The organism is Microbacterium sp. 4-7, assembly GCF_014332665.1.
Classification (GTDB): domain Bacteria; phylum Actinomycetota; class Actinomycetes; order Actinomycetales; family Microbacteriaceae; genus Microbacterium.
On the sequence record NZ_MCRH01000003.1, the window covers coordinates 555,990 to 578,982 of the forward strand.

Here is a 22,993-nt window from a genome sequence, read left to right on the forward strand (position 1 = left end):
CTTTAGGCTGGGGGCATGAGCAGCCGGATCGCCGTCGTCCCTGGATCGTTCGATCCGCCGACCCTGGGTCATCTCGACGTGATCCGTCGCGCAGCCAAGCTGTACGACGAACTCCACGTGCTCGTGGTGCACAACCCCGGCAAAGAGGCGCTGCTCCCGATCGCTCAGCGGATGTCGCTGCTCGAGCAGTCGATCGCTGAGGACGGGATCGGCGACAACGTCGTCGTGGGCTCCTGGAGCATGGGGCTGCTCGTGGACTACGCCCGCGACGTCGGTGCGGGAGTTCTCGTGAAGGGCATCCGTTCGCAGATCGACGTCGCGTACGAATCCCCGATGGCGATCGTCAACCGTCACCTCGCCGACATCGAGACGGTCTTCCTCCTGCCCGACCCCGCGCATGCCCTGGTCTCCAGCTCCCTGGTCCGCCAGGTGGCCGGCCTCGGCGGTGACGTGTCGCCGTTCGTGCCTCCGGCGGTCGCCTCCTTCCTCGACACCGGATCACGCGGGATCTGATTTCCGGAGGCGCCGTCTCCACACAGCGCGGAACCAGCCTCCATCCCGCAGGAGCCGGTACCATTGCCGGGTGCGTTCCCGAATGAATGGTCCCTTCGTCCTGCCCGTCCGTGACATCGTCCGCAAGCCGGGCGAGATGCGCGAGCACGAGTTCTCGGTGACCCTCGGCGAAGGCTGGGGAGAGGGAATCGTCGCGTATGAAGCCGGTTCTGCGCTCGACCTGGACGTGCGTCTCGAGTCGGTTCACGAGGGCATCCTGGTCTCCGGAACCGCCGACGCTGAGTACTCCGGCGTATGCGGAAGATGCCTGATCGACATCACCCGGCCCGTCGAAGTCGAGTTCCAGGAGCTTTTCGCGTATCCTGGTGAGGAAGAAACTGACTTCGAGGTTCAAGACGACCACGTGGATCTTGAAACTCTAGTCAGGGATGCGGCCGTATTGGCGCTTCCATTTCAGCCGGTGTGTCAGCCGGATTGCCCCGGGCTCGACCCGGAGACGGGCGAGAGGCTGACCGCGAGCACCGGGACGGAGCAGGTGGCTCCCATCGATCCTCGGTGGAGCGCGCTCCAGCAGATCACAGACCAAGACGGTGAGGCACAGAGCCGAGCCGCCGAGAAAGAAGAGAGCTAGTCATGGCTGGTAACCCCCCGAAGCGCAAGGTATCCCGTTCGAACACCCGCTCGCGCCGCGCGCAGTGGAAGGCGGCGCCCGTCGCACTCGTCAAGACCATCGAGAACGGTCAGGTCGTCTACAGCCGTCCTCACCAGGCCAAGGTCGTCACCGACTCGCAGGGCACCGAGCTCTTCCTCGAGTACAAGGGTCGCAAGGTCGCCGACGTCTGAGTCGCGACTTCACGATTGTGACTGAGGTCCCTGGGGGGACGAGACCGCTCCCAGAGAAGCTCCGCGTCGATATCGACGCGGAGCTTCTGGAGTTGGCGCTCACCCATCGCTCCTATGCCTACGAGCACGGCGGCATCCCCCACAACGAACGTCTCGAGTTCCTCGGCGACTCCGTTCTCGGACAAGCCGTGACGGTGATGCTCTTCACGACCCATCCGGGGCTGGACGAGGGGGAGTTGGCCAAGCGGCGCGCGAGCGTCGTCTCGACGGTCGCTCTCGCCGAGGTCGCGAGAGCGATCGATCTCGGCAGCCATCTGCTGCTGGGACGCGGTGAGGAACAGACGGGCGGTCGCGACAAGGACTCGATCCTCGCCGACACGATGGAAGCCGTGATCGGCGCGACGTATCTGTCAGCGGGTCCTGAGGCGGCGACCGAGCTCGTGCTCCGGCTGACCGCGCCACTCCTCGCCGACCCCGAGCGCTACGGCGCGGCGATGGATCCGAAGACGAGCCTGCAGGAGCTGGCTGCGCGAGTCGGTGCGACTCCGCCCCAGTACTCGGTGGAGGCGAGCGGCCCCGACCACGATCGTCGATTCCTCGCAACCGTGGTCGTCGGCGATCTGGCGATGACCGGCAAGGGCAGCAGCAAGAAGACGGCAGAGATGGCCGCCGCGCTCAGCGCGTGGCGACTGCTCAACGAGCGTGCCTGAGCTTCCCGAGGTCGAGGTCGTCCGGGCGGGTCTCGCTCCCGCGGTGATCGGCTCGCTCATCACGGCCGTGAGCGTGTTCGATGAACGAGCTCTCACACGGCATGCGGCCGGGCCGTCCGACTTCGTCGCGCGCCTGGAGGGACGCAGAGTCACTGCAGCCGACCGACGGGGCAAGTTCCTCTGGCTGCCGCTGGACACCGCTGATTCCGCGTTGATCGCGCACCTCGGAATGAGCGGACAGATGCTGCTGCGCGCGCCGGACGCCGAAGCGGAACGCCACGAGCGCATCCGTATCAGCATCGAGCATCCTCGGCATGGCGAGCTCGCGATCGTCTTCGCCGACCAGAGGACTTTCGGGTCGTTGGCGGTCGACGGTCTGGTGCCGGACGGACCGACGTGGATCCCGACTCAGGTCGTGCACATCGCCCGTGATCCGATAGACCCGCTGTTCGACGACGATCGCTTCCTGCGTGCACTCCGCACACGCGGCAGTGCGATCAAGCGAGTGCTGCTCGATCAGCAGACGATCAGCGGCGTGGGCAACATCTATGCGGATGAGGCGCTGTGGGCTGCGCGCATCCATCCGGCGACTCTCGCGAGTGCGCTGTCGACGCAAGCGAGCAGGCGACTCCTCGCCGAGATCAGAGTGGTGCTCGTGAAGGCCCTTGCCGAGGGCGGCACGAGCTTCGACTCCCAGTACGTCAATGTGAACGGTCAGGCAGGCTACTTCGCCCACTCGCTCAACGCGTACGGTCGAGGCGGACAGCCGTGCCCGCGCTGCGGCATTCTGATCCGCCGGGAGGCTTTCATGAACCGCTCGAGTCATTACTGTCCGCGCTGCCAGCGGCGTCGCTGAGACTCACACCATCTCGAATGACCGGGCAAGCAGGGGCCGCGTCACTCGAGTGCTCATCCAGACGATTCCGATCCCCACGGCCAGTACGAGCGCGATCGTGAGGAGAGACTCGGGTGCCGTGACCAGGGCGATCCCCAGCAGCGGGAAGACCAGCACGCCGGCACAGGTCGCCGAGCCGATCGCGGTCACAAGGAGTGGAGACATGATCGCCCGTCGGCGTGCGCTGTCGACGATCGCGAGCGGCACGCCCAGCCGGTGCAGACTCCGGTGGAGTTCCTGCTGATCGAGAACGGCCGCGGCTTGATTGACCCCCACGGATGCCGCGACCATCAGGAATGAAGCGACGAGGGTGATGACGAGGCCGGTGCGCATGTCTGTCACGAGGGCCGCATCCGCGGACGTCGTGTCGCCGCTGTTCATCACATTCATCAGGGAGACGCCGGTTCCTGCGAACACGGCCATGAAGCTCGCCATCGCGATGCCGCTCACCTGACGCCACGCGGCTTTGGGGGAGTCCAGCACCAGACGGGCGGCGAGCAGCCGATCTGCGTGCTCGGCCTTGCGCAGCTGACGCCCGGCGGCGACCTTCAGGACCCATGGTCCGATCACGTTGAGCACCGCCAGGGAGACGGCGAACAACAGGGCGAGGACGGCGATGGTCGCCGCGAGTCCTGCGACGGAAGGGAAGACCGTGACAAGGACGAACATGAGCGCAAGAACGGAGAGTGCGATGATCGCGCGGAACCAGTGCGCGGTGGAGACGGTCGTCCGCAGGCGCACGCCGAGGGGCGAGATGATCACGCGCCGGAGCCCCAGCACAGCACTCGCTGCCGCCACGAGAAGGACGGCTCCCACGACGGCGAGAACGCCGAGGGGCGAGAGCATGACCGCCTCGACGCCGAGAGTGGTGCCACGGAACGGGATGAGTCCGACGAGAGGGGTGAGGGCGAGATGTACGACGACTCCGGCGACGGCACCGGCGGCCGCGACGATCATGGATTCGATGACCGTAGCGACGCCGACGCCCAGAGGCGTCACGCCGAGAAGCCGCAGGGTCGAGAGACGCTCGTCACGACGGCGGGCTGAGAGACGGGCGGCCGCCCCGCCGAGATTCATCAGCGGGACGATGAGGAGCACGAGCGCGATCGCGGCCAACGCCTGGTACACCGGCGCGTACTCATCGGTCCAGGTCCAGAACGACTGAGCCCCGCCCACGACGGTCAGCACGAGGGCGGTGACGATGCCGAAAGCGATGAGCGGAAGCGCGAGCACCGCTTTCTCTCCCGCCCCGGCGCGAAGAAGCACAGCCAGGACGCGGGCGTTCATGCGGTCACCGCCGACGAGATGATCTGGCCGTCGCGCACGGAGACGATCCGCGAGCAGCGCGCCGCCACGTCTGCATCGTGTGTCACGACGAGCAGCGTGCGCCCTTGGCCCGTCGTCGACCACAGCAGCGCATTCATCACGTCTTGCGACGTGTGCGAGTCGAGGGCGCCGGTCGGCTCGTCGGCGAACACGAGTTCCGCACCCGTCGCCTGAGCTCGTGCGATCGCGACGCGCTGCGCCTGCCCGCCGGACAGCTCGCCGATTCGGCGGTCCTCCATCCCGGCCAGCCCGAGCGCGGCGAGCCAGGACGCCGCGTGAGCGGTGGCCTGTGCTCTCTTCACTCCGTTGATCATCGATGCGAGCGCCACGTTCTCGACCGCCGTGAGCTCCGGAATGAGCAGACCCTGCTGGAAGACGAACCCGAACCGCTCTCTCCGCAGCCGGGAACGAGCGGATTCTCCGAGTCCGGCGAGTTCCACCGACTGACCGACCGAGGGCTGGAACGACACGGTGCCCGAGTCCGGACTGATGATGCCGGCGAGGACGTGGAGGAGAGTGGTCTTGCCCGACCCGGAGGCACCCATGATGGCGACCGACTCGCCGCGGTGGATGGTGAGATCCACCCCGGCGAGTGCGCGGGTCGTTCCGTAGGACTTGGCCAGAGAGCGTGCGTCGAGGACCGTCGTGTTCATGCATCCAGCCTCGCGGCCATATGGAGACCGCTGCGTCGGCCGGGCGGATGATCCGTGGCCGGCCGCGTACACCGCTCGGATGATTCCGATCAGATCCGCTTCTGCCACGCTCCCGCATAGGAGACAGGCGCGAAACCGATCGCCTCGTTGATGCTCAGCATGGGACGGTTCTCCTCTGCGTTGAACGTCGAGACCGTCGGGGTGAGCGGCATGAGCTCTCTCCAACGGAGGAGATTCGCGCACTTGACGATCGTGCCGAGACGATGCCCGCGGTGCTCGCGAGACACCAGAGTGCCGAGCTGGTGGGTCACTCCTGAGCGATCCGCCCCGACGAGCAGCTCGTTGTAGGCGACCATGTCTCCGCTGGGCACATGCTGCACCGCGACGATCGACAGAGCCTGACCGGCCCCCGTGAGCCGTCGCTCACGTCGCACGACACGTTCCGCATCCCACTCCTCGGCCACGAAGTCCATGTCGCCGCTCGGGGCGTCGGTAGACAGGCGAGCGAGGATCGCCGCGTACCCGTCACGGAACTCGGGCGGTGTCGGTGCCATCCACTGGAGCACCCGGTAGTCGCCGCCGGCGGCGGTCTTCGCCGATTCCAGAGCGGCCCGCAGCGGGGCGGGGTCGGAGCGCAGATCGAGCTCGCTGTTGCGTTCGACCTGTTCGAACTCATATCCGCGGGCGACGAGTGCGTCCGACAGCGGAATCGCCGGAATGCGACCCCACCCTGTTCGCGGTGTGATCATCCGGTCCGACTCCATGGGCCTGTGCAGCGTCCAGGTCTGCACCAGAGATCGGCCGTGTGCGCGCGCCTCCGACTCGGCGAGCGACAGGAGAGCGTCTTCGACACCGCGTCCCCAGTGCTTCTCCGGCACGAGGAGGTCCGCCTCTGCGGCGTTCGCGTCCGCCTCCTGAGCGTAGGAGAGAGTGATCATGCCGACGATCTCGGTTCCGAGCCTGGCGACGAAACCGGTCTGCAGGGTATCGCTGGGATCCTGCCACGATGCGAGCATCTGCGCGGCATCGGGGGCGATGTCGGGCAGACCGACCAGCTCCTCGCAGATCTGCCTGTTGAGCTCTCCGTATGCGCGGAATTCCGCGGCATCCTCGGCGTCCAGCGCGCGGGGGACGGCCAGAGGTGTGATCGTCAGTGTGCTTGTGTTCATGACAGCTCCTTCTTCCACGCGCCTTCGTAGGCGATGGCCGTGAATCCCATCGCCTCGTTGATGGCGAGCATCGGCCGGTTCTCCTCGGCGTTGTAAGTGATCACGTCGCGTGACGCGGGAGCGATGCCTGTCCACGACAGGAACGCTTCGCACTTCACGAGCTGCCCCAGACGATGGCCGCGGTGCTCGGTGAGTACCAGAGTGTCGTGCTGGTGTGTGGTGGCGGTGGGATCCGGACCGATTCCGAGTTCGGTGAATGCGGTGAGCTCGCCTGTCGGGATGTGCTGCGCGACAGTGACCTGCATGATCTGGCCCATCTCCGCGACCCTCTTCTCCGTGGCGACCAGACGCTCTGCGTCCCAGGCCTCCTCGTCGGTCTCGAGATCGGCCGAGGGGGCGTCGGTCGACATGCGCGACTTGAGCCATGCGTAGCCGTCGACGTGCTCCGGTGGCGTCGGAAGCATCCACTGGAGCACGCGATAGTCCTGTGAGAGCGCTCGCGCGTCCTCCCGCAGCTCCTCGGCACGCTGAACCGTCTCCTGGGTGACCGCGAGGCGGCTCACCCGATAGACCTGCTCGAGGGCGAATCCGTGGCGGATGAGGAATCGTGCGACGTGATCGTCCGGAACGCTGCCGAAGCCCGTCTTCGCCTGCAGCCTGGGTCCGTCGCTGGCCGGCTGCTCCGACCAGTTCTGAATGACCTCGCGGCCGTGGAGACGGGCGAAGGCCTCGACGTGCGGCAGGATCGCGGTTCCGATCCCCTGACCCCAGACACGGGGGTGGATCTCGATCGCGGCGATCGCCACACGCGACCCCTCCTCATGAGGAATGTCGATGACTGTGCGCCCGACGATCTCGCCTCCGACGCGCACCGCCCACACGGCAGTCGTGCGCTCTTTGCGAGAGCGCAGGATCGGAAGCAGCGCCTCTGGCGTCAGATCCTGCTCGGTGCGTCCGGTGAGCTCTCGGTAGACGGCGTTGCGAACGCGGGCGAGCTCGCGGAATTCGGCGGCGTCAGCTGCATCCGCTCGTGCCGGCAGCACGAGCGGATGCAGCGACGCATCAGGGGTGAGCGGAATGCTCATGGCGATCTCCAGGTCAGCGCAGCTGACGCTGCAGGTCGTAGGTGAGCAGGGCGTAGGTCTCGCCGGGCGTGCGATCACGTCGATCGAGACGCAGCGCATCCGCTTCGGCGGCGGCGATACGACGTACCGGGCGAGGGCGCTGTGCCCTCTGGAGCAGCCAGAGGCCGATCCGGAGAGAGAGACGATCTGCCAGCGCGAGGCGCCGCAGCTCATCGGGTGCGGGGATGTGGAGGACCTGCTGGTCCTCGGTATCCGGAGGGTGGGGGATGCTGCGGTACAGCGTGGTGTTCACGATGATTCCTTCGAGATGAATGGTGGTGATGGGTGCGGCGAACGCGGCCGCAGGGCCTTCGTTGAAGGGCGGCGGTGCGCGGTGAGAGTCGAGAGCCCGGTGCGCCCGAAGGCGAGCGCCGGGATCGGCGGAGAGCCGTGATCCGGAGAGGATCAGAGGGCGGAGCGCGGAGTAGAGCGGGCGAGAAGCCCCGTCACAGGTCGGAGACCGGTGGATGGTTCGGGGCAGAGTTCTCGGGCTGCGGTTCTACGAGAGAGCGCTTCGACGGACGCCGGCGGTTACCGAGTGCGCAGAGCGCGGCGCGAATGGCGCGGCGAGGCCAGTGGCCTGAGCAGTGAGCTGAGTGATCATCGGTAACCTCCTTTCGTGTGGCGATCCGGAGGTTACGGTAGCGAAACCCGGGCGTGTCCGTCAAGCATGACCGGCGTGGATCGGCGTGTCGCGCGGAATTCCGGTTCACTGCGAACCCGCGCGGGATGCCCGTTCTGAGCCGTCATTCCGGTAGCGTATGGGCGTGATTCACCCCCGAGACGCGGTACGCGCATGCATCTGAAGAGCCTGACCCTCAAGGGGTTCAAGTCCTTCGCGCAGCCGACCAGCTTCGTCTTCGAGCCGGGTGTCACCTGCATCGTCGGACCCAACGGGTCAGGCAAGTCCAACGTGGTGGACGCCCTCGCCTGGGTCATGGGCGAACAAGGGGCCAAGACGCTGCGCGGCGGCAAGATGGAAGACGTCATCTTCGCAGGCACCTCGACCCGGGGGCCGCTGGGCCGCGCCGAGGTGCAGCTGACGATCGACAACAGCGACGGAGCACTGCCGATCGAGTTCGCCGAGGTCACGATCAGCCGGACTCTGTTCCGCAACGGATCGAGCGAGTACGCGATCAATGGAGAGAACTGCCGTCTGCTCGATCTGCAGGAGCTCCTCAGCGACTCGGGGCTGGGCCGCGAGATGCACGTCATCGTCGGACAGGGCCGGCTGGACACAGTGCTCCAGGCATCGCCGGAAGACCGTCGTGGCTTCATCGAAGAGGCCGCCGGCATCCTCAAGCATCGGCGGCGCAAGGAGAAGACCCTTCGCAAGCTCGATGCGATGGAGACCAACCTCACGCGATTGAGCGACCTCGCGGGTGAGATCCGCCGTCAACTGAAGCCGCTGGGACGCCAGGCCGAGATCGCGCGAGAGGCGCAGACGATCGCCGCGGTCGTCCGCGATGCCAAGGCCCGGATCTTCGCCGACGACGTCGTGGCGCTGCGCACCGCCCTGTCCGATCACACGCGCACGGAGAACGAGAGACATACCGAACGACTGGTGCTGTCCGATCAGGCGGAGGCGGTGCGGGCGAACATCGCACGGCTCGAGCAGGATCAGAACTCGGCCGCGGTGGATCAGGCGAGAAGCGTCGCCTTCGGTCTCGAGCAGGTGCAGGAGCGGATGCGCGGGCTTTACACTCTGGCCAATCAGCGGCTCGCGCTGCTCGGCTCGGACGACGATGACGCGGCCGTGACCGCCGTCACGGTCACGCAGAGCACGATCGACGAGGCGAAGGATGAGATCACCGTGATCTCCGCTGGCCTCGGTGACGCCCAGGAAGCGGCGACCGTGGCGAGCCGCGAGGTGATGCTCGCGCGCGCCGAACTCGACACTCTCGACGTCGACATCGCCGAACAGAGCGCGCTGGTGTCGGCGTACGACATGCGCATCAGTTCGCTGCGTGGCACAGCCGATGCGGCCGCGTCCGCTCTCGCTGCCGTGCGGGGCGCGGTTCTTCGACAGGAGAACGCTCTCGAGGCGGCGAACGCGCGCCGTCGTGAGGCAGCGGAAGCCCTCGAGGCGATCGCCGATGCAGAGGCGCCTGAGGGCACGGCAGCCGAGCATTCCGCAACGTACGAGAGCGCGCAGCGGGCTGCGACGGCGGCCGAAGCCGAGCGGGAGACACTCCGTGAGCGGCTGCACGCGGCGGAACGCGAGGTCGACGCGCTCACCGCGAAGTCGGCGGCGCTCGGGAGCGCGCTCGCGATCTCCGGAGGAGCCGCGGAGATCGTGAAGACCGGCGGTCCGGGGATACGCGGACTCGTGGGCGACTCGGTGCAGGTCAGGAGCGGATTCGAAGCTGCCGTCGCGGCGGTGCTGGGTCCCCTCGCCGAAGGCGTCCTCGTCGACTGCGCGGACGATGCGTTCGACCTCGCCGGCGACGCGTCGGAGCAGCGACGGGGAGTGGTCGATTTCGTGATCGCCGACTCCGCGCGTCCGTCGATCGAGCTGCCCGCCATCGATGGGGTGACCCGCGCGGTCGACACGGTCACGGCGCCGGACGGCGTCCTCGGCATCCTGTCGCACGTGGTCATCGCAGACAGCCTCGACGCAGCGCGTGCCGCGCGACTGTCACTCGATCTCGCCGGCGACACCACCACCACGATCGTGACCACCGCCGGCGACGTCGTCACCGCTCAGACTCTGCGCACGGGTTCCGGCGGCGAACGCTCGCGCCTCGAGCTCGCCGCCGAACGAGACGCGGCGAACGACCGCCTGGCCGAAGTGCAGGTCATCGTCGACTCGCTGCGGGAGGCGCGTGAGGACGCGAACGAGTCCGTCGAGACATCCCGTCGTCTGGCGAAGGACGCGCTCCGGGCGCTCCGCGAGCACGATGCCGCGCTGGCGACGCACGCCGAGCAGGTCAACCGCATCACGGTCACCCACGAGTCGGCGGTCGCCGAGTGCGAGCGACTCGAGAACGGGCTCGCGCAGGCGCAGAGCGCGGTGCAGGAGGCCGAGGCCGCGTCGGAGGCAGCCAAGGCCGAGTGGGACGCCGCTGTCGCGGCGCCGCGGCCCGTGCTCGACGCCTCAGCGCGTGACGGACTGCTCGAAGCACTCGAGATCGCACGCGAGGGCGAGGTCAGGGCTCGCCTGGAGATCGAGACGCTGCGTGAGCGCGTGCGCGCTGCCCAGTCCCGGGTCGTCGGTCTCGAGCGGCAGCGCGAGCAGGAGCGGGACGCGGCTGCCGAGGCAGCGCGCCGGGCCGTCATCCGCCGTGCGCAGCGCGAGGCGGCATCCGGCGTCGCGCTAGAGCTCCCGCGCATCCTCGATTCGATCGATCGGTCCGTCACCGAGGCACGCGTCGCGCTGGCCGAGGCGGAGTCGGCGCGATCGGCGCAGAACCAGGAGTTGACGGCTCTGCGCGCGCAGGAGACCTCGCTCCGGGAGAGGTTGGCCGGCCTCACCGAGAGCGTCCACGGTCTCGAGCTGCAGATCCATGAGAAGAAGCTGCACCTCAACAGCCTCCTGGAGCGGGTGGCGTCGGAGCTCGCGCTCGACGAAGATATTCTCGTTGCGGAATATGGTCCCGACCAGCTCGTTCCGCGGGACCCCGCTGCGGAGCCCGCCGATGACGAGCAGCTCGACACGGCGATCCCGTTCGATCGACGGATTCAGCAGCGTCGACTGGCTGATGCGGAGCGCAAGCTCGCTCAACTCGGACGCGTGAACCCGCTCGCGCTGGAGGAGTTCGCGGCACTCGAGCAGCGCCATGCATTCCTCACCGAACAGCTCGCCGACCTGACCCAGACCCGTCAGGATCTGCTCACGATCATCGCCGATCTCGACGAGCGGATGCAGACGATCTTCGCGAGCGCGTTCGAAGACACGAGGATCGCGTTCGGAGAGGTCTTCCCTCTGCTGTTCCCCGGCGGATCCGGAAGCATCTCGCTCACAGATCCCGAGAACATGCTCACCACGGGCATCGAGGTGTCGGTGCGTCCGGTCGGCAAGAAGATCGAGCGGCTCTCCCTGCTCTCGGGAGGTGAACGCTCCCTCGCCGCGGTCGCGCTGCTCGTCGCCATCTTCAAGGCGCGCCCGAGCCCCTTCTACATCCTCGACGAGGTCGAGGCGGCGCTCGACGACGCCAATCTCGGCCGCCTGCTCACCGTGTTCGAGCAGCTTCGCGAGAGCTCGCAGCTGCTCGTCATCACCCACCAGAAGCGAACCATGGAGATCGCGGACGCTCTCTACGGTGTGTCGATGCGTCAGGACGGCGTCTCTGCGGTCGTCGGGCAGCGCGTGGGCGACCGTGCGGCCGCCGTCTGACGCCGCTACCCGTAGGCTGGAGTCATGGCGGAGAAGTCGTGGTCCCTCACTCGCGCGCTGCGCGGGATGTTCGTCAAGCCCACTATCGACGAGACGACGTGGGAGGACCTCGAGACCGCTCTCATCACGGCTGACTTCGGTCCCGACATCAGCGAGAGGGTCGTCGAGGAGCTTCGAGAGAAGGTCGAGCGCTACCGCACGACCGATCCGCAGGATCTCCAGCGGATGCTGCGCGAGACGCTCGAGGAGCACTTCGCGAAGTTCGACACCACCCTGAAGCTCACCGAGCGACCGGCGGTCGTGCTCGTCGTGGGCGTCAACGGCGTCGGCAAGACCACGACGATCGGCAAGTTCACCAAGTTCCTCCGCGGGTTCCAGCGCAGCGTGGTGGTCGGCGCAGCCGACACGTTCCGTGCGGCGGCCGTCGATCAGCTCGCCACCTGGGCGCAGCGCGGGGGAGCGGCGATCGTCCGTCCCCAGCAGGAGGGCCAGGATCCGGCATCCGTCGCCTACCAGACGATCGAGTTCGCCCAGCGTGAGGGCATCGAGATCGCGATCATCGACACGGCCGGTCGTCTGCACACCAAGGGCGGGCTGATGGATGAGCTGGGAAAGATCCGTCGCGTGATCGAGAAGCAGGCGCCGATCAGCGAGGTCCTTCTCGTGCTCGACGCCACGACCGGGCAGAACGGAGTGATGCAGGCCGAGGCCTTCCTCCAGCATGCCGGCGTCACCGGTCTCGTCCTGACCAAGCTCGACGGATCGGCGAAGGGCGGTTTCGTCCTCGCCGTGCAGGAGCGCACCGGCATCCCCGTCAAGCTCCTCGGGCAGGGCGAGGGCATCGATGATCTGACCGGATTCACCCCCCATGTCTTCGTCAAGTCGCTCGTCGGCTGACGACGGGACTACCGCCGCGAGCACGAGGCTGGTTTCATAGCGTTATGGCGATCGAACACGACTACTTCGGACTCCTGTCCTCAGGGCCCGACGGCTCGATCTTCTGGTCCGAGACGGTGGAGCTCGGTGACCAGAGCGTCACCGTCGACCTCACGGCTCCCGACCAGGACGATGTCTCTGCCGACGCGCTCGACATCGCCGCTTCGCTCATCGCGGGGATCGAGAACGTCGACGCGGTCTCGCGGCGGGGCATGCTCGCGGAGGTCGACGATCGCACGAGCGAGGTCACCGAGTACATCCTTCAGCAGCAGGAGGCGTATGGTGACGAGCTCGAAGACGTCCTCGTCGACGTGAGCGGTGACGCCGCCGTCGACATCATCCGATCGCTCCGGCTCATGAGCATGACCATTCTCGCCGACGAGCACGGTGGATCCGAGCCCTTCGCCGTGTTGGAGTACGCGCTCGACGCCACCACCACCGACGACGTCCTGCTCGTGAACCTCGGCTCCGACGGCAGCGTGCAATCCGTGATGAGCGCGGACTGACCGTTCCCGCCTCAGTTCAGACGGCTTGGGCGAAGCCGAGGTCTGCACTCTCGGCGATGTGCGCCAGGTGCGGCGGGATCTCGCGTCCTTTCGACACCATCGACTGCGCCCACAGCCGGCCGGCGCGGTAGGACGAGCGCACGAGGGGGCCTGCGAGCACGCCGAGGAAGCCGATCCGCTCGGCCTCCTCCTTGAACTCCACGAACTCGGTCGGCTTGACCCACCGTGCGACAGGCAGGTGACGAGGAGACGGCCGCAGATACTGCGTGATAGTGATGATGTCGCAGCCGGCGTCGTGCAGGTCGTTCAGCGCCTGAACGACCTCCTCCGGTTCCTCGCCCATTCCGAGGATGAGGTTGGACTTGGTGATCAGTCCTGCGTTGCGTGCCTGGGTGATCACATCGAGCGAGCGCTCGTACCGGAATGCAGGGCGGATGCGCTTGAAGATGCGCGGCACGGTCTCGACATTGTGGGCGAAGACCTCGGGGCGTGCGTCGAAGATCTGGCCGAGGAAGGCCGGATCGGCGTTGTGCTCGTTGGCGAGCAGCTCTACTCCGGTGTTCGGGTTGAGCTCGTGGATCTTCCGGACGGTCTCGGCATTCAGCCAGGCTCCGGTGTCCGGGAGGTCGTCGCGGGCGACGCTGGTGACCGTCGCATAGCGGAGGTTCATCCGCACGACGCTCTCGGCGACCCGGCGCGGCTCATCCGTGTCGTAGGCGTCGGGCTTGCCGGTGTCGATCTGGCAGAAGTCGCACCGACGGGTGCACTGCGACCCGCCGATGAGGAAGGTCGCCTCTCGATCCTCCCAGCATTCGAAGATGTTCGGACACCCCGCCTCCTGGCACACGGTGTGGAGGTCCTCGCTCTTCACCAGCGAGTGGAGCGCGGTGTACTCGGGCCCCATCTTCGCCTTCGTCTTGATCCATTCCGGCTTGCGCTCGATGGGCGTCTCGGCGTTGCGGATCTCGAGGCGGAGGAGCTTGCGTCCCTCGGGTGCGGCGGTCATCTGGAGGCTCCTACACGGTCGGCGGTCGAGTAATCGGCGAGGAAGGCGGCGGACACGGAGGCGCTGATGTCGGCGGGGGAGACGTCAGCACCGACGACCTCGCTCACCGTCGTCACGCCCGCGTCGGTGATCCCGCACGGGATGATGCCGCCGAAGCCCGCGAGAGTGTTGTCGCAGTTGATCGCGAAGCCGTGCATCGTGACGCCCTGCTGCACACGCACCCCGATCGCCGCGACCTTGTCCTCCGAGAGCGGGCGGCGGACCCATACGCCGCTGCGTCCCTCGACCTGGTACCCGTCGATGCCGAGCGGACGGAGCACGTCGATCAGGATGCGCTCGAGGCGGCGGACGTGAGCGACGACGTCCATCGGCTCGGGCAGTCGGACGATCGGGTACCCCACGAGCTGGCCGGGGCCATGCCAGGTGATCTTCCCGCCGCGGTCGACGTCGATCACCGGAGTGCCGTCGTGGGGGCGCTCCTGCGGCTCGGTCCGCTTGCCGGCGGTGTACACGGCCTCATGCTCGAGGAGGATGAGCGTGTCCGGACGGGTGCCGGACACGACGTCGGCATGGATGCTGCGCTGCAGATCCCAGCCCACGGTGTAGGGGACGTACGTCGGGGCGAGACCCGCCGTCAGTATCTCGAGCATGCAGACCACTCTCGTCAATAGATGGATTGCGTCTAAGAATACTCCTCCGCACTGACGGCGGCGCGCCGCAGCGACGCGCGGTAGCGTGTTGACATGAGCAGCACGAGCCGAGCAGGGCGGCCGAAGGCGTCTTCGCGGGAGACTCTCGCCGAGGCTGCCTGCGAGCTGTTCCTGGAGCAGGGGTACGACGCCACCTCGGTCGCCGACATCACCCAGCGAGCCGGAGTGAGCCGCTCGAGCTTCTTCAACTACTTCTCGTCGAAGAGCGACGTGCTCTGGTCCGGTCTCGACGACCGCATCGGTCGTGCGGTCGAAGATCTGGTCGCGGTGCACGAAGATCGCGACGGCGCGCACGTCAGACGCATCCTCTCGGCCCTCGTCGACGACTTCGCACCCGACAGCCTCGCACTCGCGATCAACAACTCGTCCGCGATGGGGCTCGACGACGAACTCGAGCAGGACGCCGCACGGCGACAGGCGCGCCTGGCTGCGACCCTCGCCGATCTCGCCCGGCGCTCCGGCGTCCCCGCGCTCACCGCCGACATCGCGGCAGCGACGTGGGCCGCCGCGGTTCTCGCTGCGGTGCGAGCCTGGGCCGAGAGCGGCGCAGGTCGCGGTTCCGTCAGCGATCGATTCGCCGACGCTGTGCGCGCGATCGCGCGGTTGCCGTGGACCGCGGCAGCGAGCGCGGAGAACGGGTCAGGATTCGCGTAAACTCGGTGTCACCATGGCTACCTTTGGCACGCTCTCCGATCGGCTCACCGAGACCTTCCGCAACCTTCGCACGAAGGGAAAGCTCACTGCGGCCGACGTCGACGGCACAGTGCGCGAGATCCGGCGCGCGCTGCTCGACGCCGACGTCGCGCTCACGGTCGTCAAGGACTTCACCGCGAAGGTGCGCGAACGTGCCCTCGGCGACGAGGTCAACAAGGCACTGAACCCGGCCCAGCAGGTCGTGCAGATCGTCAACGAGGAGCTCGTGCAGATCCTCGGAGGCGAGCAGCGTCGTCTCCAGTTCGCCAAGACCGCGCCGACGGTCATCATGCTCGCAGGACTCCAGGGTTCGGGTAAGACGACGTTCGCGGGCAAGCTCGCGAAGCAGCTCGAGGGGGAGGGACACACTCCTCTGCTCGTCGCGGCGGACCTCCAGCGCCCGAACGCCGTGAACCAGCTCCAGGTGGTCGCCGAGCAGGCCGGTGCCACCGTCTACGCACCCGAGCCGGGCAACGGCGTGGGCGACCCGGTCAAGGTCTCGCGTGACGGTGTCGAGCATGCGCGACGTCACCAGCACGACGTGGTCATCATCGACACCGCCGGACGCCTGGGCGTGGATGCCGAGCTCATGAAGCAGGCATCCGACATCCGCAAGGCCACCGACCCCGACGAGGTTCTCTTCGTCATCGACGCCATGATCGGCCAGGATGCGGTGAACACCGCTCGTGCGTTCCAGGAGGGTGTCGACTTCACCGGCGTCGTGCTGTCGAAGCTCGACGGAGATGCCCGCGGTGGTGCGGCGCTGTCCGTCGCCTCCGTGACCGGACGCCCGATCATCTTCGCATCGACCGGTGAGCGCCTCGAAGACCTCGAGCCGTTCCACCCCGATCGCATGGCCAGCCGGATCCTGGATCTCGGCGACATCCTCACCCTCATCGAGCAGGCCCAGCAGGCCTTCGATGAGGAAGAGGCCGTCAAGATGGCCGAGAAGCTCGCGACCGAGCAGTTCACACTCGAAGACTTCCTCGACCAGCTTCAGCAGATGAAGAAGATGGGATCGATGAAGAAGATGCTGGGAATGCTTCCCGGCATGGGGCAGATGAAGCAGCAGCTCGAGGACTTCGACGAGCGCGAGATCGATCGCACCGAGGCGATCATCCACTCCATGACTCCCAGTGAGCGCCGCAATCCGAAGGTCCTCAACGGCTCGCGTCGCCTGCGTATCGCCCGCGGTTCGGGAATGACGGTCACGGATGTCAACCAGCTCGTCCAGCGCTTCGATCAGGCCGCGAAGATGATGAAGACCGTCGCGCGCGGCGGCACCCCGAACATCCCGGGCATGGGGTCGATGCCCGGCATGGGCAAGCCCGGCGCGTCGTCGAAGCGCGGCAAGAAGGGCAAGTCCTCCGGCGGTTCGCGTTCCGGCAACCCCGCCAAGCGCGCCGCCGAGAACGCCGGCCTCGCTCCGACGTCGACTCCGACGGGTTCGGGTTTCGGTCTCGGGGGCGCGAAGGCGCCGAGCGAAGCCGACCTCGCGGAGATCCAGAAGCTCTTCGGCAAGAGCTGAGGCGTCCCTTCAGAGTCGGCGCGCGGGCAGCACCGGTTCCGCAGCACGTGACGACCGGCGGGGTCGCCGGAGCGCGGTCAGCTGTCCTCCGACGAGGGCGACCAGGACGAGAACGACACCGACGACCTGAGCCGTCGTGAACCTCTCGCCGGCGACGAGTGCGCCCAGCAGAGTCGCCACGACGGGGGAGAGCAGAGCGAGCAGCCCGGGTGCGATCACCGGCAGCTGCTGGATGCCTCGAAACCACAGTATGTAGGCGAGCAGGCCTCCCACCGATCCGAGCCAGACGTACCCGAGCGCTGCTCCGCCGTCGACGGTCGGGGGAGTGCCTTCGAACAGCAGGGCGAGGGGCAGCAGGACCAGCCCGCCCGCAGTCAGCTGCCACCCCGCGTAGGCGACGGCCCCCACGCCTGCCGGGCGCCCCCAGCGCTTGGTGAGGATCATGCCCACCGAGGTCGCAGTCACCCCGCCGAGCGCCGCCAGGATGCCGAGGGCATCGAGCTGGGCTGCTGGTCCGAGCACGACGAGAGCGACGCCTCCGGCACCCACGGCGGCAGCGATTGCCGTGACAGGGCGGATGCGGTCTCCGAGCAGCAGAGCACTTAGTCCGAGGATGGTCAGCGGTTGGACACCCGCGACGGCGGCGGCGACTCCGCCGGGCAGCCTTTCCGCGGCGATGAACAGGAGCGGGAAGAATGCGCCGATGTTGAGGGTTCCGAGTGCGAGAGATCTCAGCCACCAGGCTCCGCGTGGCAGAGCGCGACCGATCGACATGGCGACGAGGCCCGCAGGAAGCGCGCGGAGGAGTCCTGCGAAGAGGGGATGACCGGTCGGGAGCAACTCCGTCGTCACGAGGTAGGTGGTGCCCCACGACAGAGGGGCCAGCGCGGTGAGCAGCAGCAGGGCGAGGCGGTTCATTCCTTCAGCCTGAATGCCCATCAGCCATGAGTCCAACGCAGGGTTCTCACCTGACACATGAACTGCGATCATGAATGCATGGATCTGCAGCAGTTGAGATACGTCGTCGAAGTCGCGTCGTCCGCCAGTTTCACGCGCGCCGCCGAGCGCTGCTTCGTGACGCAGTCGGCGCTGAGCCACCAGATAGCTGCTCTCGAGCGGGAACTCGGGCAGCGGCTGTTCGTCCGATCGAGCCGCAGCGTACGCACCACCGAGGCGGGTGAGGCATTCCTCGTCCATGCGAATCGGGCGGTCAGAGCAGCGCACGATGCGCGTGACGCTGCGGCTGCCACGGCCGGCCACGTCGTGGGCACCCTTCATCTCGGTGTCATCCCCACGGGCAGCGCCGTCCCTGTCCCGCAAGCGATCGCACGGTTCCGCGCCGCTCATCCGGATGCCGCGGTCGAGCTCACGGTCGGCAACAGCGACACGCTGGTGGAGGCCGTTCGGCGCGGCGACCTCGATGTCGCTCTGCTGGGACTGCGAGAGGGCGTCGAGCCTCGGAGCGTGGCATTTCGTGCACTCGCCCGCGAACGCCTTGTTGTCGCGGCATCCCCTGCTCACCGCATCTCCGGGCATGTCGGCGTCAGCCTCGCCGACCTCGCGGATGAGGTCTTCGCGGACTTTCCCGCGGGCACATCTGGCCGCGCCCAGGCGGACGCTGCCTTCGCGGCAGCCGGCATCACACGTGACGTGCCCTTCCAAGCGGACTCGTCTGAGCTGATATTGGGTCTCGTCTCCCAGGGGCTCGCGATCTCACTGCTGGCACCGGGGGTGATCGCTACGTCGTCCTTCGACGTCGCGGCGGTCGATCTCGTCGATGGTCCCGTACGGGTTCAGTACGTCGCCTGGGACGATCGCGCCCCGCGCAACGTCACGTCCGCCTTCCTCCGCGTCGTCGAGTCGATGACGTCGCGCCGGAATGATGAAGCGGGCCCGGAGGAATCCTCCGGGCCCGCCGACTCAGGTATCTGAGGTCACTTCACGTCTTCGTCGACCCAGTCCATCGACTTGCTGACGGCCTTGCGCCACAGACGCAGCTGGCGATCGCGCTCTCCGTCTTCCATGGAGGGCTCCCAACGGCGGTCCTCCTGCCAGTTGGCGGAGAGATCGTCGAGTCCGTTCCAGAATCCGACGGCGAGACCGGCCGCGTAAGCGGCGCCGAGCGCCGTCGTCTCCGCCACGACGGGGCGAACGACCGGCACACCGAGCACATCGGCCTGGAACTGCATGAGCGCGTCGTTCGCGACCATCCCGCCGTCGACCTTGAGTTCCGTGAGGTCGACTCCGGCATCCGCGTTGACGGCGTCGAGCACGTCGCGGGTCTGGAATGCGACCGCCTCGAGCGCTGCGCGAGCGATGTGATTCTTGTTCGCGTAGCGGGTGAGGCCCACGATGGCGCCGCGGGCGTCCGGACGCCAGTAGGGCGCGAACAGACCGGAGAACGCCGGGACGATGTACACGCCGCCGTTGTCGTCGACCTGCTTCGCGAGTTCTTCGACCTCGGGAGCGGAGCCGATGATGCCGAGCTGGTCGCGCAGCCACTGGATCAGGGATCCGGTGACGGCGATCGAGCCCTCGAGCGCGTAGTGCGTCGGTCCGTCGCCGAGCTTGTAGCCGACAGTGGTGAGCAGGCCGTTCTTCGAGTGGACGATCTCCTCACCCGTGTTGAAGATCAGGAAGCACCCGGTGCCGTAGGTGTTCTTGCTCTCGCCCGTGTTGAATGCGGCCTGGCCGAAGGTCGCGGCCTGCTGGTCGCCGAGGATGCCGGCGATCGGCGTCTCGCGCAGCAGTGACGAGTCCTCGGCTGCGCCGTAGACCTCGGAGGAGGAGCGGATCTCGGGCATCATCGAGCGGGGAACGCCGAACGCCTCGAGGATGTCGTCGCGCCACTCGAGCGTCTCGAGATCCATGAACATCGTGCGCGAGGCGTTGGTGACGTCCGTCACGTGAACGCCGCCGTCGACACCGCCGGTGAGGTTCCAGAGCACCCAGCTGTCCGTCGTGCCGAAGACGAGGTCGCCGGCATCCGCCTTCTCGCGAGCGCCCTCGACGTTCTCGAGGATCCAGGCGATCTTAGTGCCGGAGAAGTAGGTGGCGAGGGGGAGGCCCACGATGGGCTTGAACCGCTCGACCCCGCCGTCGGCCGCGAGGCGGTCGACGATCTCCTGCGTACGGGTGTCCTGCCAGACGATGGCGTTGTAGACGGCCTTGCCGGTGGTCTTGTCCCAGACCACAGCGGTCTCGCGCTGGTTCGTGATTCCGACCGCGGCGATGTCGTGGCGCGTCAGGTCGGCGCGACTCAGTGCGAGTCCGATGACCTCCTGCACGTTGCGCCAGATCTCAGCGGGGTCGTGCTCGACCCAGCCTGCCTTGGGCAGGATCTGCTCGTGCTCCTTCTGACCGGTCGCGACGATGCTGCCCTTCTTGTCGAAGATGATCGCGCGGCTGGAGGTGGTGCCCTGATCGATGGCGATGATGTAGTCGGCCATTGTGTTCTCCTTTGAAGTCAGGTTCGGGTTCAGGCGAGGTTGAGCAGTACCGGCGCAGCGACGGCGGCGAGGACACCACCGATGAGCGGACCGACGACCGGGACCCACGAGTAGGACCAGTCGCTGGAACCCTTGCCCTTGATCGGGAGGATGGCGTGGGCGATGCGGGGGCCGAGGTCACGTGCCGGGTTGATCGCGTATCCGGTCGGTCCACCGAGCGATGCACCGATGGCGACCACGACGAGTGCGACGGGAAGGGCGCTGAGCGGGCCGAGGCCTCCGGGGACGCCGATCTCGATGTCGCCGTAGTCAGCGAACGCGAAGACCGCGAACACGAGGACGAACGTGCCGATGACCTCGGTGACGAGGTTCCAGCCGTACGAGCGGATCGCGGGACCGGTCGAGAAGACGCCGAGCTTGTTGGCGGGGTCGGGCTCCTCGTCGAAGTGCTGCTTGTAGGCCAGCCAGGTGAGGATCGCACCGACGATCGCGCCGAGCAGCTCAGCACCGGTCGCGACCGCGAACTGAGAGAAGTCGATCTTGCCTGCGACGAGAAGGCCGATGCCGACAGCAGGGTTCAGGATGGCGCCGGAGTAGGCGGAGGCGAGGACACCCACGAAGACCGCGAGACCCCATCCCCAGTTGACCATCAGGAAACCGCCGCCGAAGCCCTTGTTCTTGGCTAGCGCGACGTTGGCGACCACACCACATCCGAGGAGGATCAGCAGCGCTGTGCCGACGAACTCCGAGAGGAAGTAGAGACCGAGATTCACTTCAGTCATGTCTTCATTGACCTTTCTTGAGTGCCAGGGCCCCTTAGCCCTGGCACTTGTTGGGAATTACACCGCGTGGAGGGCGGTGTTCGGATGTCTCGTCAGCCGCGTGCGCGTGACGAGATCTGGAGTCCATGGCGTTCGTTCAGCAGCGCCCGCGTCTGCTCGAGTTCGGCATCGTGCCGTGCGCGATCCCAGTCGAGCAGAGGAGACAGCGCGTCTGCAAGCTCTTCGAGCACATCCGCGTCGGCGTTGCCGGTGAAAGCGATGCTGGTGCGGCGCAGAACGACGTCCTGCAGTCGCGCGACCATCTCGTTCTCGACCATCCATGCCAGCTCACGCGTCGAGAGGTCGCCGCCGACCAGAGGCGCGTCGTCTCCCTGCTCGATGAACTCCCAGACCTGCGCGGCGCGGGTTCCGTATCGGGCGAGAAGACGCTCGGCGCGATCGCCGGCTCCGGGCAGGTTCTCCTGGATCCAGATGCGACGTGCCTTCTCGGTGCGCGGGAAGTCACGGCCTCCGCCGATGGCGCGTCCGGCGGTGGACACGGTGCGGGTGCGACCGATCAGACCGAGCACCACATCGGAGAGCGATTCGCCGAGGGCTCGGAAGGTGGTCCACTTGCCTCCGACGAGGCTCACGAGAGGGGCGGCACCCTTCTCGTCGACTTCGATGCGATAGTCGCGAGAGACGAATCCCGGTGCGGTGTCCTCGTGCCGGGGGAGCGGACGGATCCCCGAGAAGTTGAAGACGATCTGCTCGCGGGTCACGTCGATCGTCGGGAAGACGTGGTGGATGAGGTCGAAGAAGTAGTCGATCTCCTCCTCGGTGCACACCGGGACCTCGCGGGGGTCTGCATCGATGTCGGTCGTTCCCACGAGAACGCGACCCTTGAGCGGGTAGATCAGGACGATGCGACCGTCGGAGTGCTCGAAGAAGATCTCGCGTCCGCGCGTCGCCTCGAGGAGCTCGGGGTGGTCGAGGACGATGTGGGATCCCTTGGTGCCGCCCATGAAACGCGTGTCGTTGCCCAGCGCGTCGTTGGTGAGATCGGTCCACGGACCGGATGCGTTCACGACGACATCGGCGGTGACGGTGAACTCGGTCCCGCTCTCACGATCGCGGAGGACGACCTTCTCGCCGTCGCGCGCGATCGCCTCGACGTAGTTCAGTGCGACGGCGCCGGGGTGTGCGGCGCGTCCGTCCTGCAGGACGTCGAGCGCGAGGCGCTCCGGGTCGTGCATCGACGCGTCGTAGTAGGTGGCCGTGTACTTGATGTTCGGGTCGAGCGAGGGGAGCTCGGCGAGCGAGCGCTTGCGACCCAGGAACCGGTGACGGGGCACCATGCCGCCGTCGCGGGAGAACGTGTCGTAGATCGTCAGTCCGACCTTGATCAGGAACGCTCCACGCTCCTGGGGCTTGCCGCTCTTGTGCGTGAGGAAGCGCAGGGGAGCGGACAGGATGCCGGAGAAGGTCGAGTAGATGGGGATCGTCGTCTCGAGCGGCTTGACGTAGTGCGGGGCGATCTTCAGCAGACCGTTGCGCTCTTCGACCGATTCGCGCACGAGTCGGAACTCGCCGTTCTCGAGATAGCGGATGCCGCCGTGGATCATGTGGCTCGACGCCGCCGACGCGCCGGAGGCGAAGTCGCCTCGCTCGACGAGCAGTACGTCGACGCCCTGCAGCGCCAGATCACGGAACGCGGAGATCCCGTTGATCCCGGCTCCGATGACAAGGACGCTCGTGCGTCCGGACTCACGGACGGCGCGGACTGCCGCGCGTTCCGGTGATGAGTGTGTCGACTCGATCATCTTCGACCCTTC

Annotated in this window: 22 protein-coding genes; 11 read left to right on the forward strand and 11 right to left on the reverse strand. The window is 67.1% G+C overall.

Annotation, left to right across the window (positions count from 1 at the left end; all coding sequences use genetic code 11):
* Positions 1-15 precede the first annotated feature (15 nt).
* From coaD to mutM, 5 genes are all read left to right on the forward strand, one after another.
* The gene (gene coaD / locus BEP68_RS06725) at positions 16-513 is read left to right on the forward strand and encodes a pantetheine-phosphate adenylyltransferase (RefSeq protein ID WP_053095905.1); all 498 of its coding nucleotides are present in this window, start codon (positions 16-18) and stop codon (positions 511-513) included.
* A gap of 82 nt (positions 514-595) precedes the next feature.
* Positions 596-1,144 (forward strand): YceD family protein, encoded by a 549-nt coding sequence (locus BEP68_RS06730; protein ID WP_053095906.1) that lies wholly within the window; start codon positions 596-598, stop codon positions 1,142-1,144.
* 2 nt (positions 1,145-1,146) lie between these two features.
* Positions 1,147-1,356, forward strand: a complete 210-nt coding sequence (gene rpmF, locus BEP68_RS06735; protein ID WP_017830754.1) for a 50S ribosomal protein L32 — start codon at positions 1,147-1,149, stop codon at positions 1,354-1,356.
* A 17-nt stretch (positions 1,357-1,373) separates the two neighbouring features.
* On the forward strand, positions 1,374-2,066 hold the full coding sequence (rnc, locus tag BEP68_RS06740) for a ribonuclease III (RefSeq protein WP_053095908.1): 693 nt from the start codon (positions 1,374-1,376) through the stop codon (positions 2,064-2,066).
* On the forward strand, positions 2,059-2,922 hold the full coding sequence (gene mutM / locus BEP68_RS06745; RefSeq protein WP_187249565.1) for a bifunctional DNA-formamidopyrimidine glycosylase/DNA-(apurinic or apyrimidinic site) lyase: 864 nt from the start codon (positions 2,059-2,061) through the stop codon (positions 2,920-2,922). The genes rnc and mutM overlap by 8 nt, the downstream gene beginning before the upstream one ends.
* 3 nt (positions 2,923-2,925) lie before the next feature.
* Here the strand turns inward: mutM and BEP68_RS06750 are convergent, their stop codons facing one another.
* From BEP68_RS06750 to BEP68_RS06770, 5 genes are all read right to left on the reverse strand, one after another.
* The gene (locus BEP68_RS06750; protein ID WP_187249566.1) at positions 2,926-4,248 is read right to left on the reverse strand and encodes a permease; all 1,323 of its coding nucleotides are present in this window, start codon (positions 4,246-4,248) and stop codon (positions 2,926-2,928) included.
* Positions 4,245-4,940: an ABC transporter ATP-binding protein gene (locus tag BEP68_RS06755; protein ID WP_187249567.1), complete on the reverse strand. Its 696-nt coding sequence runs from the start codon at positions 4,938-4,940 to the stop codon at positions 4,245-4,247. Before BEP68_RS06755 ends, BEP68_RS06750 begins: the two co-directional genes overlap by 4 nt.
* 89 nt (positions 4,941-5,029) lie before the next feature.
* Complete coding sequence (locus BEP68_RS06760; protein WP_187249568.1) at positions 5,030-6,109, reverse strand: GNAT family N-acetyltransferase; 1,080 nt, start codon at positions 6,107-6,109, stop codon at positions 5,030-5,032.
* Positions 6,106-7,194, reverse strand: coding sequence for a GNAT family N-acetyltransferase (locus BEP68_RS06765; RefSeq protein WP_187249569.1), 1,089 nt, complete (start codon positions 7,192-7,194; stop codon positions 6,106-6,108). The genes BEP68_RS06760 and BEP68_RS06765 overlap by 4 nt, the downstream gene beginning before the upstream one ends.
* Positions 7,195-7,207: 13 nt before the next feature.
* Complete coding sequence (locus BEP68_RS06770) at positions 7,208-7,486, reverse strand: hypothetical protein (protein ID WP_053095916.1); 279 nt, start codon at positions 7,484-7,486, stop codon at positions 7,208-7,210.
* A gap of 543 nt (positions 7,487-8,029) precedes the next feature.
* On the opposite strand from BEP68_RS06770, the gene smc reads away from it, so the two are divergent.
* The 3 genes from smc to BEP68_RS06785 are packed head-to-tail and all read left to right on the forward strand — an operon-like array spanning position 8,030 to position 13,011.
* Entirely contained in the window at positions 8,030-11,569 is a 3,540-nt protein-coding gene (gene smc / locus BEP68_RS06775) for a chromosome segregation protein SMC (RefSeq protein WP_187249570.1), read from the forward strand.
* Between the two features lie 24 nt (positions 11,570-11,593).
* Entirely contained in the window at positions 11,594-12,466 is an 873-nt protein-coding gene (gene ftsY / locus BEP68_RS06780; RefSeq protein ID WP_053095919.1) for a signal recognition particle-docking protein FtsY, read from the forward strand.
* Positions 12,467-12,510: 44 nt separating this feature from the next.
* Positions 12,511-13,011, forward strand: coding sequence for a DUF2004 domain-containing protein (locus tag BEP68_RS06785; RefSeq protein WP_053095921.1), 501 nt, complete (start codon positions 12,511-12,513; stop codon positions 13,009-13,011).
* A 16-nt stretch (positions 13,012-13,027) separates the two neighbouring features.
* Here the strand turns inward: BEP68_RS06785 and lipA are convergent, their stop codons facing one another.
* Positions 13,028-14,017, reverse strand: coding sequence for a lipoyl synthase (lipA, locus tag BEP68_RS06790; RefSeq protein WP_053095923.1), 990 nt, complete (start codon positions 14,015-14,017; stop codon positions 13,028-13,030).
* Positions 14,014-14,667 (reverse strand): lipoyl(octanoyl) transferase LipB, encoded by a 654-nt coding sequence (gene lipB / locus BEP68_RS06795; RefSeq protein ID WP_187249571.1) that lies wholly within the window; start codon positions 14,665-14,667, stop codon positions 14,014-14,016. The genes lipA and lipB overlap by 4 nt, the downstream gene beginning before the upstream one ends.
* A gap of 93 nt (positions 14,668-14,760) precedes the next feature.
* Here lipB and BEP68_RS06800 point away from each other — a divergent pair, with 93 nt between their 5' ends.
* Entirely contained in the window at positions 14,761-15,381 is a 621-nt protein-coding gene (locus BEP68_RS06800) for a TetR/AcrR family transcriptional regulator (RefSeq protein WP_053095926.1), read from the forward strand.
* 13 nt (positions 15,382-15,394) lie between these two features.
* Complete coding sequence (gene ffh, locus BEP68_RS06805; protein ID WP_187249572.1) at positions 15,395-16,948, forward strand: signal recognition particle protein; 1,554 nt, start codon at positions 15,395-15,397, stop codon at positions 16,946-16,948.
* Between the two features lie 9 nt (positions 16,949-16,957).
* Here ffh and BEP68_RS06810 read toward each other — a convergent pair whose 3' ends face one another.
* Entirely contained in the window at positions 16,958-17,866 is a 909-nt protein-coding gene (locus BEP68_RS06810; protein WP_187249573.1) for an EamA family transporter, read from the reverse strand.
* Between the two features lie 78 nt (positions 17,867-17,944).
* Between BEP68_RS06810 and BEP68_RS06815 the strand changes: the two genes are divergently transcribed.
* Entirely contained in the window at positions 17,945-18,880 is a 936-nt protein-coding gene (locus tag BEP68_RS06815; RefSeq protein WP_187249574.1) for a LysR family transcriptional regulator, read from the forward strand.
* A 2-nt stretch (positions 18,881-18,882) separates the two neighbouring features.
* Here BEP68_RS06815 and glpK read toward each other — a convergent pair whose 3' ends face one another.
* From glpK to BEP68_RS06830, 3 genes are all read right to left on the reverse strand, one after another.
* Positions 18,883-20,397: a glycerol kinase GlpK gene (glpK, locus tag BEP68_RS06820; protein WP_053095934.1), complete on the reverse strand. Its 1,515-nt coding sequence runs from the start codon at positions 20,395-20,397 to the stop codon at positions 18,883-18,885.
* 29 nt (positions 20,398-20,426) lie between these two features.
* Positions 20,427-21,179, reverse strand: a complete 753-nt coding sequence (locus BEP68_RS06825; protein ID WP_053095936.1) for an MIP/aquaporin family protein — start codon at positions 21,177-21,179, stop codon at positions 20,427-20,429.
* A gap of 92 nt (positions 21,180-21,271) precedes the next feature.
* Entirely contained in the window at positions 21,272-22,981 is a 1,710-nt protein-coding gene (locus tag BEP68_RS06830) for a glycerol-3-phosphate dehydrogenase/oxidase (protein WP_053095938.1), read from the reverse strand.
* Positions 22,982-22,993: the final 12 nt, after the last annotated feature.